Origin of the sequence: Roseomonas sp. HF4 (assembly GCF_005222755.1) — a bacterium.
Classification (GTDB): Bacteria; Pseudomonadota; Alphaproteobacteria; order Acetobacterales; family Acetobacteraceae; genus Neoroseomonas.
On record NZ_STGD01000015.1, the window covers coordinates 65,719 to 82,836 of the forward strand.

Genomic DNA, 17,118 nt, shown 5'->3' on the forward strand with positions numbered 1-17,118 from the left:
CGCCATATCCGAGTCATGACACGCAGCCCTGCCAGGCGATCCCTTCCACCGGCCGATGACCACGCCGTGCGGTTCGCGCGCCAGCGTGAGGCCGACCGCACGGCGACCGCCGAGGACTACGTCGAACTCATCGCCGACCTGCTGCGCGAGGAAGGCGAAGCGCGGGCGGTCGAGCTCGCCCGGCGGATGGGTGTATCGCAGGCGACGGTGACGGCCACGGTCGGACGCCTGCAGCGCGACGGGCTGGTCGAGACGAAGCCCTATCGGGGCCTGTTCCTCACCGACGCCGGCCGGGCGATGGCCGAGGTTGCCAAGGCGCGTCACGACCTCGTGGTCCGCTTCCTGATCGCCGTCGGGCTTGACGCGGAAACCGCCGAGCAGGACGCAGAGGGGTTGGAGCACCACGCGAGCGAAAAGGCGCTCGCGGCCTTTGCAAGGTTTGTCGCGAAGGCGGAGACGGATCGCGCATGACCGACTCCTACTCGATCGGCGACCTCGCGCGCGCGACAGGCGTCAAGCCGACGACAATCCGGTGGTATGAGCAGGAAGGCTGGATGCCCCCTCCCGCGCGCACCGAAGGTGGGCATCGGGTCTATGGTGTGGCACATCTCCGACGCCTCGGCTTCATCCGCCATGCGCGCGAACTGGGATTTGAGAGCGAGGCAATCCGCGCGCTGCTCGACCTGGCCGATCATCCAGAAGCCGATTGCGGGGCTGCGCACACGCTTGCCACGGCGCAGATCAGCGAGATCGATGCGCGGCTGCGGCGCCTCGCGGCACTGCGCGCCGAATTGCAGCGGATGGCGACCAGCTGCGAGGGCGGCGTGGTCGGCGACTGCAGGATCATCGAGACACTCGCCGATTTCGCGCATGGGCACTGCGCTGATCCGATCCATCGGGAGCGCGGATGATCACGCCCGAAGGCACCTGAGCGCCGCGCATTGCCGTCACCCAGGCGCGCGCGCCCTTCGAAGCTGCAACAGTGCTACAGCGCGGGAATCCTTTGTCACGGGACTGTCGTTAGCCGGAAAACTCCGATCGGCATGTTCGCCTCGTCGGCCAAGCAACGGTCGAAAAGGAGAATGCATCCATGCCCACCCAGATCCGCAATCCGCGCGTCGTTCTCTCCGCCGCGACCGCGCTGGTAATCCTCGGCACGATCGCCACCGCGGCCAAGGCGGATGGCCAGCCCGTGGTGTCGCTCGAGCCCATGATGCTCGGCCGCACCGGCTTCATGATTTATTCCGATCGCGCGTCGCCGCTGTCGTCCCTGCCGGTCCGCCGCGTCATCACGAACGGCGAGAATGTCGAGATCGAGTACGACACGTCCGCGCCGCCGCGCATGGTCGTGTCCCGCCCGGTCGCGCGCATCGTGGGCAGCGGCGAGAACCTCAGCGTCGAGTACGACGACCAGCAGGCCTCGAACATGCCGCATGCGATGCCGAATGTCGGCGGCGGCCACAACGCAGGCCTGTGGAACCTGCGCTCGCTGCCGCCGTCGCTGCGATAAAGCAGACAAGCCCGGGCCGCGATGGCCCGGGCTTTGTGGCAGCCTTGCCGACAACGGATCGAAGCCCCTGGTCATCGCCGCGAAGCAACACTCTTCAGCATGCCGCTGAAGAGTACTTTTGCGTTCCTGACCGCGCTCTTGGCGACGCAGGAGCCACTCATACCAACGGTCGAATTCTTCGACCGGTTGGTATCCGCCTTTGCCGACCCTCAGACGCCAGGCGGAAACCTTCGGCTTCCTTGGCGTCGCCGGTCTCCCGGCGGCGCCCGTTCGGGCGCTCGGCACGAGTCAAGCGCTCGTGCCGTGGGTATCAGCCCGCCACGACGAATTCCGTCATCATGCCCGTCGCGAGATGCGGCATGTGGTGGCAATGGAACATCCAGCGACCAGGCGTTGCGAACTCGAAGGCCAGCGTAACCCGCTCCATCGGCGGCACCTGGACGGTGTCGCGCCTCGCGCCGACGAAACGCTGCGATCCCCATCCCACGACCTGAAACACCGTCCCGTGGATATGCATCGGATGCGCCATCATCGATACGTTCGTCATCGTCAGCTCAACGCGTTCGCCACGGCGGGCTTCGAGCACCCTGTGCCGACCCCAGGGGCGATCATCGATGGACCAGACATAGGGCGTCATTCCGCCGTTGAGCGTGACCGCCAGATTCCGATCAGCGCGCCGCGCGGGCACCGGGCTCGTCGAATGCAGCCGTAGCTCCTGCCGTCCGTCGAAGCCATGCGCGGCGCTCTCCGCCTCCGGGGCGATGCGCGCGACCGGAGCATTGGGCGTGGCCAGGATGATTCCGGTCCGCTCACGCGCGCCTTCCCGCAGCGCGAGGATCGGAAAGGTGCCGCCTTCACCTGGCAGCTCGAGAAGGAGATCGGCGCGCTGGCCCATCGCAAGCGCGAAGCGAGTTGTGCGAAGTGGATCGACCGGATGCCCGTCGACCGCGACCACAGACGCCTCGAGGCGCCCCGTATCGATCCAGAACACCGTCGCCGCCGCGCCGTTGATGACGCGCAGCAGAACGCGGCCGCCGCGCTCGACCCGGACCACCTCCGGATCGCCCAGCGTCCGGTCGTTGGCGAGGTAGGCGTCGAAGTCGATGTCATTGATGTCCGCCGCGCCCATCGGCATGCCGCCGTGCGGCGCTGCGTAAGGCGACATCCCGCCATGCGGATTGCCCGCCGCGGCATGCGGCGCGCCACCGCCCGCCCCGAGCCGGGCGAGGATCTCGCCGAGCGGCGTGAACGAATAGTCGTGCAGCATCATCACGACCTCCTGCCGATCCGCCCGGGCATCCTCCGCGCTGCGTACGATGTGCGGCGCCGCGAGAAGGCGCATCTCCTGGTCGGGCACATGGGCATGCATCCAGTGGGTGCCGGCATTGGGCACGAAGTCGAAGGCACGGTCCGCGCCGGCTGCGATCAACGGCAGCGGCGTATCGGGCACACCGTCCTGCGCGAAGGGCGGGGTCTGGCCATGCCAGTGGATGATGGTCCGCTCCGGCAGCCGGTTTTCCAGGCGCACGCGGAACCGCTCGCCGGGTTGTTGCACCAGTCCGTGACCGCCATCCGGGCGCAGAAGGCCCAGGACCGTCGCCGCACGACCGTCGATGTCGAGCGTGCGTGACGTGGCACGGATCACCGCAAGTTGGGTGGATGCCTGTGCGGGCCGATGGGCCGCACTCGAGATCGACAGCGGTAGTGCTGCGCCGCCTGCCATCAGGACACGGCGTGAGAGGCTCATGCTTTTCGCTCCAATCAGCAACCGGGGAAGTCTGCCCACCGCAAGACGACCCGGAATTGAACGGAGCGCTACAAAGTGTTTCCGCCTGATCACTCATCCGGCGGCTGGTATTCCCGACACATCCCGCTCCTGGATGGTCGGGCCGGAGCCGCCCGGTGCATTCCGCTGGAACCCGCCGTAGAGCGCCCGAAAAAGGAACTCATGCCATGTGTCGCGCATCTCCCTCGTCGCGCGCAGGGCCTGTGTGACCGTGGCGAGCGCGTCACGTTCGGCAAGTCGCAGGGTTGGGAACTTGTCGTTCCCGCCCGGGGCCCTTGCAGCGCGCACCGCATCGGCCATGAGCGCGACGCCGCCCATCCAAGGTGCGAACCGTTCCGAAAGCAGATAACGGCTGACGCGCATCGGATGCATCCAGCGCGCCATCGTGGCTGCCGCGGGGTTCGCCGCGGCCCGGATCCATGGTGAGACAAGGGCGCCATAGAGTGCATCGTTCCACTTCGAGACCTCCCCGACGCGCTCGAAGGCGGCGGACGGCGGCTCGAAGCGAAGGTCCTCGACCCGGCGTTCGACAAACCTGACGCTGTACTGCGGTTTCCGGCACTCCGGATCGCCGGTCGGGTTGTCGATCGACATCTCGTAGAGGCCGGGCGCTAGCAGGGAGACATCGTCGAGCGCCTCCAGGATGGCGCGATGCTCGAAGCGGGCGACCGAAGCCGAGACGAAGATCCCGAGGTGACCCACCTTCGGGTTGAGCAGATACACGATGCGCTGTCCCGCCTGCTTCAGCGCGTCGGTATCGCGGTACACCCGCGCGATCCAGCCGAGGGCCTGGTGCGGCGGCGTGATGTTGTCGCCCTGCGATGCGAAAATCACCAGCGGGCTGCGCAGCTCCCGCAGATCGATCCGCGTGCCGTCGCCGAGGTCGAGCACGCCGCGTTCGAGCTCGTTGCCGACGAAAAGTTGTCGGACGATGGTGGTGATCTCATCGCGGCTCAGGGCGTAGAATGTGTTCCACCAGCGCTCGAAGGCGAGGAAACGGGCACGCTCTCCTTCCGGGTCGAGGAACAGCGGAAGGTACTTCTCCCACAAGGCGTTCTCGGGCTTCAGGCCCTCGAAGTTCTGCACGAGCCAAGCGCCATCGAACTGGCCATCGCCGAGATCGGCGAGCAGCCGCACCGGCCAGACGCCGCCGGACAAGCCCCCCGCCAGCCGCATCGGGTTCACACCCGGCTCCCCCGACCAGTACGACAGCGGCGATCCGTTCAGCACGACGGGGCCGAGCGATCCCTCGCAGTGCAACGCCAACAGGATAGCTGCCCATCCACCCTGGCAGTTCCCGTAGAGAATCGGTGGCCTGCCCTCGTGCCGCGCGGCGACGGCATCCACGAAGCGCCGCAGCGCGTGCAGCACGTCGATCAGCGTCTGCCCGGGGCACGGTGCGGGAAAGAACGTCACGAAGTAGACGGGGTATCCTTCGTGCAGCGCGATGCCGAGTTCGGACTCGCGTCGGGTTCCACCGATCCCCGGTCCGTGCCCGGCGCGAGGGTCGATGACAATCAGGGGCGGCTTCGCCGGGTCGAGACAATGGTCAGCCTCGTCCTCTCCATATGCCGTGATGCGCAGGAGCGCGTAGTTCGCCGGGCGCGGAAAACGTCGCGCATCGAGCAGCGTCTCGTGCCGGAACGCGAGGATATCCGGCGCGCCTGCGCTGTACTGGCTCAGGATGTCGTTGGCGCGTTCGCGCTGCACGTCCCAGAAGAGAATTGCGCGCTGCCACGCGTCGATCATGTATCCGGCAGCATCAGACATGTCGGGCAGGACCGCAGGCGTTGCGGGATCGGTCGGTGTGGCGCTGCCAAGGTCTGCCATCGTCCTGCCTTCCATGTGGCGAGGGCCGGCGGGGTGGGTGTCCCCGCCGGCGGTCCCTCACCGGCCGGTGCCACTCGAGGCGCCGGCGATCATGCCGGCGCCGCTGCCAGGAATGACGAGCCACGCCAACGCGTCCACGGTCCGCCGCTGGGCGTCGTCGAGCGCCGGCAGGAGCGCGGCGGCCGCCTCGCGGCAGGCCCGCGCGCGCTCGAGTTCGGCGGCAAGGCGGGATTCCGCCATGGCAAGACGCGCCTCGAGCCCGGCGGCCGGGGCCGGCATCCGTTCGACCGCGCCGCGGTAGCGCGCCGCGGCTTCGCGGATTCGCCCCGCGAAGGCGGTCCAGGCCGCTTCCTGGTCGGGACGGATGCGCAGCTCCGCGCGCAGGAAGGCCAGGCCGCCCTCGACGCGTTCGGCCAGCATCTCATGCAGCGGACCCGCCATGGGCGAGCTGCCAGCCATGCCGGAACGCCCCGCCATGCCGCCCATGGGCGAAGCGCCCTGCATGCCGCCGGGCATCATGCCCTGCATCATGCCGGGCCGGGGTGGTCCGGGCGACCGGTCGGCATCCTCGACTTCGAGACGAATCCCCGGGCCGATGTTGATGATGACGTTCGTCGGCGAGCCGTACGCGCCATGATGACGCATCGCCGGCATGCCGGACGGACGGCCCTCGCCGCCCATCATGCCCATCATGCCCATGCCGCCGGGGCCGCTCATCATCCCCATGCCCCCGGGCGTCGCAGGTGCCGGCGCTGGCGTCGCCTGGGCTGGTGCTGTTGTGGTGGCCGGCGGCGCGCTGCCTGCCGGATGGTGCGGATCGGGTGCTGGAGCCTGTTGTGCCGCGGCCGGCAGGCTGAGCAGCAATGCCGTCATCGCGACGGCGGCGCCTGGTGCGTGGCTGGTCATGGCACATTTCCTCTCCGTAGGGCCGCGCAGGAATTCCGGCGCGGGATTTGCGGACCCGATCCAGGTCCGATCGCGGCGCGCGGCGGCGCCGCGATGCAGGTGCAGGTCACGGCTTGCCGGCCTGATCGCGCAGCGCACGGCGCGCGCCTGCCAGTGCCAGCGGCGGCAACAATGCCCATTGCAGCAGCGGGGCGACCCCGGTGCCGAGAATGGGCAGGCGGGGCATTGCGGCGGCATAGGCCCAACTGCCGCGGATCTCGACGTTCAGCCATTCGCTGTAGGTCGTATAGACGAGACCGATCACGACAGTGGCGGCGAGCACCCGTCCGAAGCCCTGCCCCGGCCATTGCGGCGCAGCGACGATCACCAGCGCCCAGGACAATGCGGCGAGCGCGATCAGCGCGTCGCCGGCGGTGCAGTGCAGAACGGCGAAGGCCAACTCCCACGCCGTACCGTCGCGCCAGAGCGTATAGAGCGGCAGTTGCACGATCTCCCATGCGAGCATCGCCGGCACGAGCCGGATCATCGTGCCGCGCATCATGGGCAGCCAGGTCGCGGAATCGCGCGTCGCGTGGCTGGTCGGCATTGCGTGGTGCGCCTTCGTTCATGGTGCGGCCGGGTCGCTGCGCGCGACGTCGGCGCGCAGCGCCGCGAGCCGGCGTTCGCCCTGGCGGCCCAGCAGCCGCGCGTTGACCGCGACGACGACGGTCGAGAGCGACATCAGCGCCGCGCCGACCGCCGGCGTGAGCAGAATCCCCCACGGCACACCGACGCCGGCGGCCAGCGGGATCGCCACGACGTTGTAGCCGGTCGCCCAGGCCAGGTTCTGGGCCATGCGCGCATAGGTCGCACGCGCGAGCGCGAGGATCGCGACGACATCGCGCGGGTCGTTGCGCACCAGCACGATGTCGGCGGCCTCGGCCGCGACGTCCGTCCCCGCGCCGATCGCGATGCCGAGGTCGGATTGGGCGAGTGCCGGCGCGTCGTTCACGCCGTCCCCCACCATCGCGACGGTCAGGCCGCGCGCCTGTATGGACTGCACCACCTCGGATTTCTGGTGCGGCAGCACCTCGGCGCGCACCTCGTCGAGGCCGAGTTCGCGGCCGACCTGTTCGGCGACCGGCCGTGCATCGCCCGTCAGCATCATGCAGCGCAGCCCGAGCGCGCGGAGCTGGCGGACGGCTTCCCGGCTCTCGGGCCGCACGACATCCGCCAGCGCGACCGCGCCGGCCAGCGCGCCGTCAGCCGTGACGAACACGACCGTCCGGCCGGCTGCCTGCTCCTCGGCAACGCGGGCATCCGTTATCTCGACGCCGCGGCGGCGAAGCGTGCCGGGGCTGACCACCTCGACCGCGACCCCCTCGATCGTCGCGCGCGCGCCTTCGCCGGGCAGGTTGCGGAATTCGGTCGCCGCCGGCGGCACGATGCCACGCGCCTCCGCGCCGCGCAGGATTCCCTTGGCGATCGGATGCTCGGAGGAGGATTCGAGACCGGCGGCCAGACGCAGCACCGCGGCCTCGTCGAAGCCGACGCCGAGCGGGACCACGGCAGCGACGCCGAAGCGACCTTCGGTCAGCGTCCCGGTCTTGTCGAAGACGACGACCTGGAGCGCGCGCGCCCGTTCGAAGGCTGCGCGATCGCGGATCAGCAGGCCGTTGCGGGCGGTGAGCTCGGTGCTGACAGCCACCACCAGGGGCACGGCGAGGCCGAGCGCATGGGGGCAGGAAATGACCATGACGGTCACCATCCGCTCCAGCGCGAAGGCCAGCGGCGCGTCCAGGAGCAGCCAGACGCCGAATGTCCCGCCACCGACCCCGATCGCGACCCAGGTGAGCACGGCGGCGGCGCGATTGGCGAGATCCTGCGTGCGCGACCGCGTGGCCTGGGCCTGTTCCACGAGGCGGATCACCTGCGCGAGATAGGTCTCGCCACCGGTGCGCTCGATCCGCACGGTCAGCGCGCCTTCCCCATTGACCGCGCCGCCGACGACGCGGGCGCCGACGGCCTTGTCCACCGGGCGGGATTCGCCGGTGAGCATACTCTCGTCCATGGACGAGCGGCCCTCGGTGACGATGCCATCCGTCGGCACCTTCGCGCCCGGGCGCACGAGCACGAGGTCGCCGGGCCGCAGCGCGGCGATCGGCACCTCCTCCTGCGCGCTGCCCTCGCCGAGCCGGGTCGCCGTTGACGGCATCAGGCGCACAAGGGCCTGAAGGGCGCCGGAAGCGCCGAGCACCGACTTCGCCTCGAGCCAATGGCCGAGCAGCATGACCAGGATAAGGGTCGCGGTTTCCCAGAAGAACACGTCGCCCGGCAGCCCGGCGAGCACGGCAAGCGAATAGACGTAGGCGGAGACGATGGCGAGGCTGACCAGCGTCATCATCCCGGGCTTGCCGCGCCGCAATTCCCCTGACAGGCCAGCGAGGAACGGCCAGCCGCCGTAGAAGAAGATCACGGTCGCGAGCGCGGCCTCGACGAACGCGCTGCCGGGGAAGGCCAGGACGCCGGGCAGGCCCACCAGCATCTGGATGTGCCGCGAGAGCACCACGACGGCGATGGTCAGCGGGAGACAGATCCAGAAGCGGCGGCGGAAATCGGCGACCATCGCGCCGTGGTCGTGACCTGCCTCGCCATGGCTGGTGTGCGGTGCGCCGCCGCTCGCGGGCGGGGCATGTTGGCGGTGGTGATGCGCGGCGTGGTCGGTCATGTCGGACTTGCCCTGCATTCGTTTCCGTGGCGCGAGGGTCACGGCGAGATCGCCGGCCCGGGAGACGGGCTGCTCAGCCTTGGAATCCATGAGGGAACGCGCCTCGCCCAGGCGGCGTGCTCGGCGCCGAACTGCGCGGCCGCGGCGGCGTCCTCGCGTGCGGCGAGGCGGAGGTACATGACGAGCAGCACAGGATACATCGCCAGCGTGACAAGGGTCGGCCACTGCAGAAGGAAGCCGGTCATGATCAGGATGAACCCCGCGTACTGCGGATGCCGGATCCGCGCATATGGGCCCGTAGTCGCAAGCGTGCCGCGCCGCACGGCCCGGTAGAGCACCGGCCAGGCCGCCGCGATCAGCCAGAAGCCCAGGAGAATGAGGATCGTGCTGAGCAGGTGGAATAGGCCGAAATGCGGGTTGATGCCCGGGCCTGCAACCATCTCCAGCAGATGGCCGCTGTCGTGGCTGAGCCAGTTCACTCCGGGCCAACGCGTCTGAAGCCAACCGGCGAGGAGATAGATAGTCAAGGGGAAGCCGTACATCTCGGCAAAGAGCGCCACGATGAAGGCCGAGAAAGCGCCGAAGCTGCGCCAGTCCCGCCCATCGAGCGGGCGGGCGAAGCTGTAGGCGAAGCCTATGAAGAGTGCGGCATTGGCCGCGGCCAGGAGCCAGAAGCCGTACTCGGCGGTCGGGCTCATGACCGCTTCTCCGCATCCCCGCCGTGTCGGCCGTGACCGCCGTGACCGCCGTGCATGAAGATGTGCATGAGCGGGCACAGGAGGATCAGCCCGAAGGGCAGCCACTGGAAGACGTGCGCGGTATGGCTGAAGAGCAGGTAGGCGGCGACCGCGACCGCGAAGATGATGAAGACGACGCCGGTACGGCTGCGCCAGAAGCTCGCGGTTGTCGCTGCCACGGCCATTTCGTGCGACTGCTGGGACATGCTTGTCACTCCTGGTGTGCGCCGGGCGTCGGATCGCCGGAAGCGCCGGCTGCATCGGCAGCATGTGAGGGACGGCGCGGCGCGTGGCTGTCCGCAGGATGCTCGACGCTGTTCTGCACCGTTGATGCTCCGAGTTCGGGCGCGCCGGTGATGATGGCCGCACGTGGATGCGGCAGATCCTCCAACGCGGCCCCGAACCGCGCGGTCACGACTTCGAGCAGGGAAACGCAGCAATCCATGTGAATAGCCAGGGCCGAGACAGGGTCTCGCGCCTCCGCGAGCCGGCGGCCATGCGCGACCAAACGATGCATTGCATCCTGGGCGGCGCCTGCCTGCGCGGCGAAAAATGCGCCGCCTATTCCCTGGACTTGAGTAGCGAGGTCCATGGTGAGCATGAGCGGATCGAGACGTCGGGTATCAGCCGGCTGTCCTTTTGCCTCTGCTTCGCGGTGCATCGCATGCACTCCCTCTCCGTGGCGTGGCCGGCTGCGACGTTGCAGGGCCACATCGGAACAGACGGTGCCGGGGACGTTTCCTTACACGCCGCGCGCGGCAGACGATGGGCAGGCCGATGGGTCGAAACGTCCGCCCTCGGAACAGACGTCGCAATGCACGAGAAGCGCGGTCCGCAACGCTCCCCGCGCTCGGTGCAGCCGCACGTCGAGCGCGTTTCGCGTCAGGCCGAGACGCTCGGCGTGCGTTGCGCGATCACTTCCCCGGAGATCGATTGCTTGAAGCAAATCACGCTCTCCCTCCCGCAACTTGGCGACGACATCGGGGAGGCAGTCACAGGACTCGCTATGGCGAGACGACATTGGGTGTGGCAGCGTATACTCTTCTCGATGCTCCAGAGAGTGGGGATCGTCGGAGCGGAACCTGCGGCGTTCGGATCGCGCCGATCGCCAGTGATCCGCGACGGTGGTGCGCAGCACAATCGCAAGCCAACCGCGCACCGCCGACACGTCACGCAACTCTGGTGCGCGCGTGAGTGCGCGCAGGCAGAATGCGGCCAAGATCTCGCCGGCAGCCTGCGCATCGCCTTCGCAACGCCGCAATAGCCACCGGCGGATCACCTCGAAGTCGGCAACGAGAATGTCGCGGACCGCCGTTTCTCCCCGACGCTTGGGGGCTGGATCAGCGGGCCGATCTTCGAGGATCTGCATGGCTGCGTCCGCCGATCAGCGGGCCGGCAGCCGCGCCAGCATGGCGCGCATCTGGGCGATTTCGCGTTCCTGCGCGGTGACGATCTCCTGCGCCAGTTGCCGGATTTCCGGGTCCTGGCCGTGCTGGAGGACAATCCGTGCCATGTCGATCGCGCCCTGGTGATGCGGGATCATGCCGGTGACGAAGTCGCGATCGGCATTGCCGCTGTACTGGATCGCCATGTCGCGATGCATCTTGTCCATCGCCGCGGCGAAGGCTTGCGACGACGGTGCGGAGGCGCCGGGGCCGGCGGGCTGCATGCCCTGCTGCATCGGCATCTGGCCGTGCTGCATGCCGGGCATCATCTGGCCGCCGGGCATGCGATGGCCTGGCGGCATGCCCTGGGCGAGGACATAGCCCGCGCCACCGCCGACAAGAGCGGCGGCGGCCGCCGCCGCAAGAATGGAACGACGCATCTCGAACTCCTTCATGGTCTCGGCACCTGATCGGTGACGAGGTGAAGTTCGGACCAGCGCATGTCCCGCGCATCAACACAGTGTGACAAAATATGTCAGGCGAGGCTGGCAGGGACGAAATGCCCGACGTGGCCACGGAATCGCACCGGACGCAGTCTGCTTAGGGCACGCCATCAGCGCGTGCGCGGCAACTCCACGAGAGTGGTCAACCCACCCGCCGGCCGGTTCAGGAGCCGGATCGTGCCGCCATGTTGCGAGATCACCTGCCGCGCGATCGTGAGGCCAAGACCGGTTCCGCCGGTACCGCGGTTGCGCGAAGGATCGAGCCGCCGGAAGGGTTCGAAGACGACCTCCATGTCGGCTTCGGGAATTCCGGGGCCATCGTCGTCGATGCGCACCAGGATGCGCTCAGCGAGATCATCGAGTTGAACCCGCGCCACCTTTCCGTATTTCACCGCGTTCTCGATGAGGTTCGCGAAAGCGCGCTTGATGGCCACCGGACGGCAAGTCAGGCGAGCCTGCCCGGGTCCATCGTAATGCGCTTCTGCGCCGGTGTCGGCTGCGGCGTCGCACAGTGTTTCGAGCAGGGCCACGATGTCCGTGGGACGCCTAGGTTCGAGCTCGTCCTCTCCACGAAGGTAGGCGAGCGTCGCGCCGATCATCGCGTCCATTTCGTCGAGATCGGCATCGATCTGGCGTTGCGCTTCAGGATCGTCGAGGAAGCCTGCGCGCAGCCTCATCCGTGCGATTGGTGTGCGCAGATCGTGGCTGACCGCCGCAAGCGCCTGCGTACGATCCGCGATCAGCTTGTTGATGCGGGATTGCATGCGGTTGAAGGCGAGCGCCGCATGACGCACCTCATAGGGGCCGGTCTCGGGCATGGCGATCGTCACGCCGGGCATGCCGACCCGATCGGCGGCATCCGACAACTGCCGCAGCGGCCGCCCAATGAGGCGCACGACGAGCAATCCCAGGAGCAGGATGCCGGCCGCCATGGCGCTGGTGGACAACAGGCTCGCATGCTCGACGGTGGGGGGGCGAAACAGGCCGGCCGAGAAATTGAGCCAGGACCCGTCAGGCAGCTCGACCGCGCCGATGATCACGTGACGGAATTGCTCGCCACCGGGCATCGGCGATGTGCCGTCCTCCGCATAGCCCAGCCGTAAACCGGTGCTCCGAAGTTCCGGAACCAGTTCGACGAGCCGGGTCCGTAGCGCTTCGATCCGTGGGCTTGTCTCATCGACCAAGCGGACGGTTGGCGCAGGCGTCCAGTGCATGTCGAGGCTGGCGGACGAGAGCGCATGCGCTGTCCTGTCGCGATCGGCGACAGGCAGCTCGGCCACGGCGCGCTTGGCCGCGGCGAGGCGCTCCGCGGTCTGGCGCTCACGCGTGGAACCGAGCAACGCGTCGGTGCCGACCTGGTGCAACCAAAGGCTGCCCACGTGGAATGTCAGCAACCCGATCAGCAAAACGAGCACGATGCGCCCGCCAAGGGTATCGGGGATGAGACGGAGCCGGAATCGGCCAGGAGGCGTCCCGCTCACCCGCGGGCGACCGCAGGGACGAACATGTAGCCGGCTCCGCGGATCGTCTTGATGATGGTCGGGCTTTCCTCCGTCGGCTCCATCTTCCGGCGGAGCCTGCTCACCATCACGTCCACCGTGCGATCAAGCGCGTCCGAGACCCGGTTGCGGGCGAGGTCGAGCAGCTGATCGCGGCTGAGGACGCGCTGGGCGTGTTCGCAGAACGCCAGCAGAAGATCGTATTCGCCGCCCGAGAGATCGACAGCGACGCCATCGGGCGCCGTGAGTTCGCGTCGCCGCGTGTCGAGCGCCCATCCGGCGAAGAGCAGGCGGTCCGCAACCAGTCCCGAGGCACGTTGGTCATTTCCCTGCGCCCGCCGCAGTACGGCACGGATCCGCGCGAGAAGCTCAGGCCGCGAGAACGGCTTCGGGATGTAGTCATCGGCACCAAGCTCGAGGCCAAGCACGCGGTCGGCCTCGTCGCCGCGCGCTGTCACCATGATGATCGGGACTTGGGACTTCGCGCGCAGTGCGCGCGTCAGGTCGAGGCCTGACTGCCCCGGCAGCATCACATCAAGAAGGATGAGGTCCACCGCGGCATTCGCGAGGGTTTCCCACATCTCGCGGCCGTCGCGCGCGCCGGTCGCGCGGTAGCCGTTCTGACGCAGGAACTTCGCGATCAGATTGCGCATCTCGCCGTCATCCTCGACGACGAGCACATGCGCCTCCGGCTTCAGCAGGTCCGGCGCCATTCGGTCATCCTCAAGCCTGATCCCTCGGCGTGAATCGCCCCTGCGCGGGGCGCTGTCCCGGCATGGTTAGGGTGACGACCACGCGCATTCCGGCAGCCGCGGTAAAATCCCCTTGCCCTCGCAGCATATCTGCGCCGGCGGGCGTGAGGGGAACCGTTGTCTGGCGGCCGCCGGCCAGCACGACCGCCTGGCCGCTCGCGCCCTCGGCAGAGCGAGGACGATACGAGTTGTCGGTCAGATAGAGTCTGAGTTCATTCCCGTCGGCGACAAGCTCGGCGTGTCCACCGGCGAGGTCGATCCGCTGGCCGCCATTCGGGCCGCGGGTGATGCTTGCGCGCGCACCCGGCGCGAGGACGGGCAGCATCGTTGCAGCGGCAAGGAGGGTGCGTCGGTTCATGGGTGTTGTCCTTTCATCGAATCAGTAGGCCTCGGCAACTTTCATCTCCTGCTGGCGATCCATCAGGCTCGCGAGCGCCGGCCTGCCGAAGCGATGGAACAGGAGGGGCGTGAGGAAGGTGTCAAGCAACGTCGCGGTTACCAGTCCGCCAAAGATCGTGACGGCGACGGGGTGGAGGATCTCCTTGCCGGGTTCGCTGGCGCCGATCATGAGCGGGACGAGCGCAAAGCCCGCTGACAGTGCGGTCATGAGAACTGGCGTGAGACGCTCCAAGCTACCGCGCACCACAAGCCCGAGGCCCCAAGGCTCGCCCTCGAGCAGGGCCAGGTTCAGATAATGACTGACCTTCAGGATCCCATTGCGTGCGGCGATACCGGCCAGCGTGATGAATCCGATCATGGAGGCGACCGATAGCGGCTGGCCCGCGATCCAAAGCGCCGCAATGGCGCCCACCAGCGCCAGCGGCACATTACCCATGATGATCAGCGCCAGGACTGCTGAGCGATATCGGCTGTAGAGCACCATGAAGATCAGCGTCAGCGAAACAAGTGAGAGCATGGCAATCAGGCGGGTTGCTTCCTCCTGCGCCTGAAACGTACCTTCGAGCGCGAAGAAGTAGCCCGGCGGGAGCGGCGCATTGGCCATCTCCGTGCGGATGCGCTGCACGATCGCCGCCGTGTCGCTCCCATCGGTATTCGCCAGCACCACGATGCGCCGCCGCCCGTTCTCCCGCAGGATCTGGTTCGGACCGTCGGTATCGCGTACCTCGGCCAGCAGCGAGAGGGGAACACGCCCACCCGGTGTCTCGATCATGATCGACGACAGCCCGCTGCCGGTGCGGTCCTGGTCGGCAAGCCGCATGACAAGGTCGAAGCGGCGGGCACCGTCAACAACCTCGCTGACGACCTGGCCGCCGGACATGTCCTGCACCGCCTGGCCGATCGTCGCGGCCGAGACGCCGTGAAGCGCCGCGCGTTCGTGATTGACCGTCACTTGCAGCTGCGGGACGCGCACCTGCCGTTCGATCTGCAGGTCGCGCAATCCTGCCACTCCGGCCAATCGCTGCTGCATCTGCTCGGCGATGGTGCGCAGGGTGTCGAGGTCGTCGCCGTAGATCTTCAGCGCGATCTCCGCCCGAACGCCCGAGAGCATGTGGTCGAGCCGGTGTCCGATTGGCTGGCCGATATTCAGACTTCCGGGAATGATTCCGAGGCGCGCGCGGATATCCGCGGCAATCTCCTGCTTGCCACGGCCGGAAGGGTGCAGCGTGACGTCGATCTCCGAGGAATGGACGCCTTCGGCATGTTCATCGAGTTCGGCGCGGCCGGTTCTTCGGCCAACCGACCGCACCTCAGGCACCTGCATGATCAGCCGTTCCGCGGCCGTGCCCAGGCGGTTGGCCTCGGCCAGGCTGATGCCTGGCTGGAACTGCAGGCTGATGGTGAGCGTGCCTTCGTTGAAGGGCGGCAGGAAGGCGCGCGGCAGGAATGGCAACGTTGCCACCGCAACCGCGATCGCGCCGCCCGCCATGACATACATCAGCCGCTCGCGCCGGAACGCCCACAGCAGCGCGCGCTCGTTGCCGGCCTTCAGCTTGCGCACCATCCAGCCGTCGCCGTGGTCCATCCGCTTCATCCGCGGCAGCAGGTAGTAGCAAAGCACCGGCGTGACCGTGATGGACACGATCAACGACGCCATGATCGAGACGATGTAGGCGACGCCCAGAGGCGCGAACAGCCGGCCCTCAATGCCGGAGAGCGCAAAGAGCGGCACGAAGACGAGGATCACGATCATCGTCGCGTAGACGATGCCGGAACGCACCTCCTGGCTTGCCTTGGCGACGACGGTGAAGACCGGCAACGGGTTGCCCTTTTCCCGGTTCTCTCGCAGGCGCCGAAACACGTTCTCGACGTCCACCACGGCATCGTCTACCAGCTCGCCGATCGCGATCGCCAAGCCGCCCAGCGTCATGGTGTTGATCGACAGGCCCAGGAGATGGAAGACGACCACCGTAATCAGTACCGAGAGCGGGATCGCCGTGAGCGAGATGACCGTGGTTCGCACGTTCAACAGGAACAGGAACAGCACGACCGCGACCACCGCCACCGCCTCCAGAAGCACGGTCTGGACATTGCCGATCGACGCCTGGATGAAGTCAGCTTGGCGGAATTGAACATTGTCGGCCGTGACGCCCGCCGGCATCACGCGCTGCAGTTCGCGCAACGCTTCTTCGACCGCGCGGGTAACGACGACCGTGTCGGCATTGGGCTGCTTCTGGATCGACAGGATCACCGCCGGCCGGCCCATGCTACCGGCCTCGCCGCGCCGCAAGCGTGCCGCGAAGTCCACGCCGGCGACCTGGCGAAGAAGGATGGGCTGGCCATTCCGCAGCGCGATGGGCGCATTGGCCAGATCCTCGATCCGCGTCGTGCGCCCGATGTTGCGGATGAGGTATTCGCGGCCGGCCTGATCGACGTAGCCGCCGCCGCTATTGGCTCCGAACTGCCGCAAGGCGGTGACGATCTGCTCATGCGTGATGTCGAGCGCATGCATGCGGGCCACGTCCGGGGTCACGCGATACTGCTTCACCTCACCGCCGATCGGGATCACCTGGCTGACGCCCGGGATGGTCAACAGGCGTGGCCGCACGACCCAGTCGGCCAGCTCGCGCAGCTGCATCGGGCTCGCCCGTCCATCGGTGGACATCGCCACCAGCATGATCTCGCCCATAATCGAGGAGACCGGTGCCATCTGCGGCACGACGTTCGGCGGCAGCTGCGAGCGCACAAGCGAGAGGCGCTCGCCGACCTGCTGGCGGTTGATCCAGATATCGGTGCCCCAGTCGAATTCGACGAAGACGATCGACAGGCCGACCCCGGACACCGACCGCACGCGGGTCACGCCAGGCATGCCGTTGAGGGCAGTCTCAATCGGGAAGGAGATCAGCAGCTCGACCTCTTCCGGTGCCAGCCCCTCGGCCTCGGTCAGCAGGGTGACCACCGGCTTGTTGAGATCCGGGAAGACGTCCACGGGCAATTGGCGGAGCGTGAGCGAACCATAGACAACGAGGATGGCCGCTGCTGCGAGGACGAAGAGCCGGTTGCGCAGGCTCGTCGAGACAAGGAAGTTGAACATCCGAGGCGGC

The 17,118-nt window shown here is 67.8% G+C and carries 17 protein-coding genes; 3 read left to right on the top strand and 14 right to left on the bottom strand.

Translation table 11 applies throughout. The annotated features are described in order from the left end of the window. Positions 1-15 precede the first annotated feature (15 nt). The 3 genes from mntR (at position 16) to E8M80_RS20470 (ending at position 1,510) form a co-directional block, all read left to right on the top strand. Positions 16-471, top strand: a complete 456-nt coding sequence (mntR, locus tag E8M80_RS20460) for a manganese-binding transcriptional regulator MntR (protein WP_137127582.1) — start codon at positions 16-18, stop codon at positions 469-471. Next, entirely contained in the window at positions 468-911 is a 444-nt protein-coding gene (locus E8M80_RS20465; RefSeq protein WP_137127583.1) for a helix-turn-helix domain-containing protein, read from the top strand. Before mntR ends, E8M80_RS20465 begins: the two co-directional genes overlap by 4 nt. Positions 912-1,090: 179 nt before the next feature. Beyond that, a complete protein-coding gene (locus E8M80_RS20470; protein ID WP_137127584.1) occupies positions 1,091-1,510 on the top strand; it encodes a hypothetical protein in 420 nt (139 codons plus the stop codon). A 310-nt stretch (positions 1,511-1,820) separates the two neighbouring features. Here E8M80_RS20470 and E8M80_RS20475 read toward each other — a convergent pair whose 3' ends face one another. The 14 genes from E8M80_RS20475 to E8M80_RS20540 all read right to left on the bottom strand — a co-directional run bounded on the left by E8M80_RS20475 (position 1,821) and on the right by E8M80_RS20540 (position 17,108). Further along, positions 1,821-3,257, bottom strand: coding sequence for a multicopper oxidase family protein (locus tag E8M80_RS20475; protein WP_137127585.1), 1,437 nt, complete (start codon positions 3,255-3,257; stop codon positions 1,821-1,823). Between the two features lie 93 nt (positions 3,258-3,350). Beyond that, positions 3,351-5,126: a DUF3141 domain-containing protein gene (locus E8M80_RS20480; RefSeq protein ID WP_240790145.1), complete on the bottom strand. Its 1,776-nt coding sequence runs from the start codon at positions 5,124-5,126 to the stop codon at positions 3,351-3,353. A gap of 57 nt (positions 5,127-5,183) precedes the next feature. Further along, positions 5,184-6,032, bottom strand: a complete 849-nt coding sequence (locus E8M80_RS20485) for a Spy/CpxP family protein refolding chaperone (RefSeq protein WP_137127587.1) — start codon at positions 6,030-6,032, stop codon at positions 5,184-5,186. Between the two features lie 106 nt (positions 6,033-6,138). After that, positions 6,139-6,618, bottom strand: a complete 480-nt coding sequence (locus E8M80_RS20490; protein ID WP_137127588.1) for a hypothetical protein — start codon at positions 6,616-6,618, stop codon at positions 6,139-6,141. An 18-nt stretch (positions 6,619-6,636) separates the two neighbouring features. Then, the gene (locus tag E8M80_RS20495; protein WP_206035698.1) at positions 6,637-8,739 is read right to left on the bottom strand and encodes a heavy metal translocating P-type ATPase; all 2,103 of its coding nucleotides are present in this window, start codon (positions 8,737-8,739) and stop codon (positions 6,637-6,639) included. A gap of 38 nt (positions 8,740-8,777) precedes the next feature. Continuing rightward, positions 8,778-9,437, bottom strand: coding sequence for an isoprenylcysteine carboxylmethyltransferase family protein (locus E8M80_RS20500; RefSeq protein WP_137127589.1), 660 nt, complete (start codon positions 9,435-9,437; stop codon positions 8,778-8,780). Further along, positions 9,434-9,682 (bottom strand): DUF2933 domain-containing protein, encoded by a 249-nt coding sequence (locus E8M80_RS20505; protein ID WP_240790146.1) that lies wholly within the window; start codon positions 9,680-9,682, stop codon positions 9,434-9,436. The genes E8M80_RS20500 and E8M80_RS20505 overlap by 4 nt, the downstream gene beginning before the upstream one ends. A 5-nt stretch (positions 9,683-9,687) precedes the next feature. Beyond that, entirely contained in the window at positions 9,688-10,137 is a 450-nt protein-coding gene (locus E8M80_RS20510) for a hypothetical protein (protein ID WP_137127590.1), read from the bottom strand. Between the two features lie 81 nt (positions 10,138-10,218). After that, positions 10,219-10,845, bottom strand: a complete 627-nt coding sequence (locus E8M80_RS20515; RefSeq protein ID WP_137127591.1) for an RNA polymerase sigma factor — start codon at positions 10,843-10,845, stop codon at positions 10,219-10,221. Between the two features lie 15 nt (positions 10,846-10,860). Further along, on the bottom strand, positions 10,861-11,301 hold the full coding sequence (locus E8M80_RS20520) for a DUF305 domain-containing protein (RefSeq protein WP_240790147.1): 441 nt from the start codon (positions 11,299-11,301) through the stop codon (positions 10,861-10,863). Positions 11,302-11,474: 173 nt separating this feature from the next. Further along, a complete protein-coding gene (locus E8M80_RS20525) occupies positions 11,475-12,779 on the bottom strand; it encodes an ATP-binding protein (protein ID WP_240790148.1) in 1,305 nt (434 codons plus the stop codon). 62 nt (positions 12,780-12,841) lie between these two features. Continuing rightward, positions 12,842-13,576, bottom strand: coding sequence for a response regulator (locus E8M80_RS20530; protein WP_137127592.1), 735 nt, complete (start codon positions 13,574-13,576; stop codon positions 12,842-12,844). Between the two features lie 10 nt (positions 13,577-13,586). Then, positions 13,587-13,973, bottom strand: a complete 387-nt coding sequence (locus E8M80_RS20535) for a hypothetical protein (protein ID WP_137127593.1) — start codon at positions 13,971-13,973, stop codon at positions 13,587-13,589. A 21-nt stretch (positions 13,974-13,994) separates the two neighbouring features. Continuing rightward, on the bottom strand, positions 13,995-17,108 hold the full coding sequence (locus tag E8M80_RS20540) for an efflux RND transporter permease subunit (protein WP_137127594.1): 3,114 nt from the start codon (positions 17,106-17,108) through the stop codon (positions 13,995-13,997). Positions 17,109-17,118: the final 10 nt, after the last annotated feature.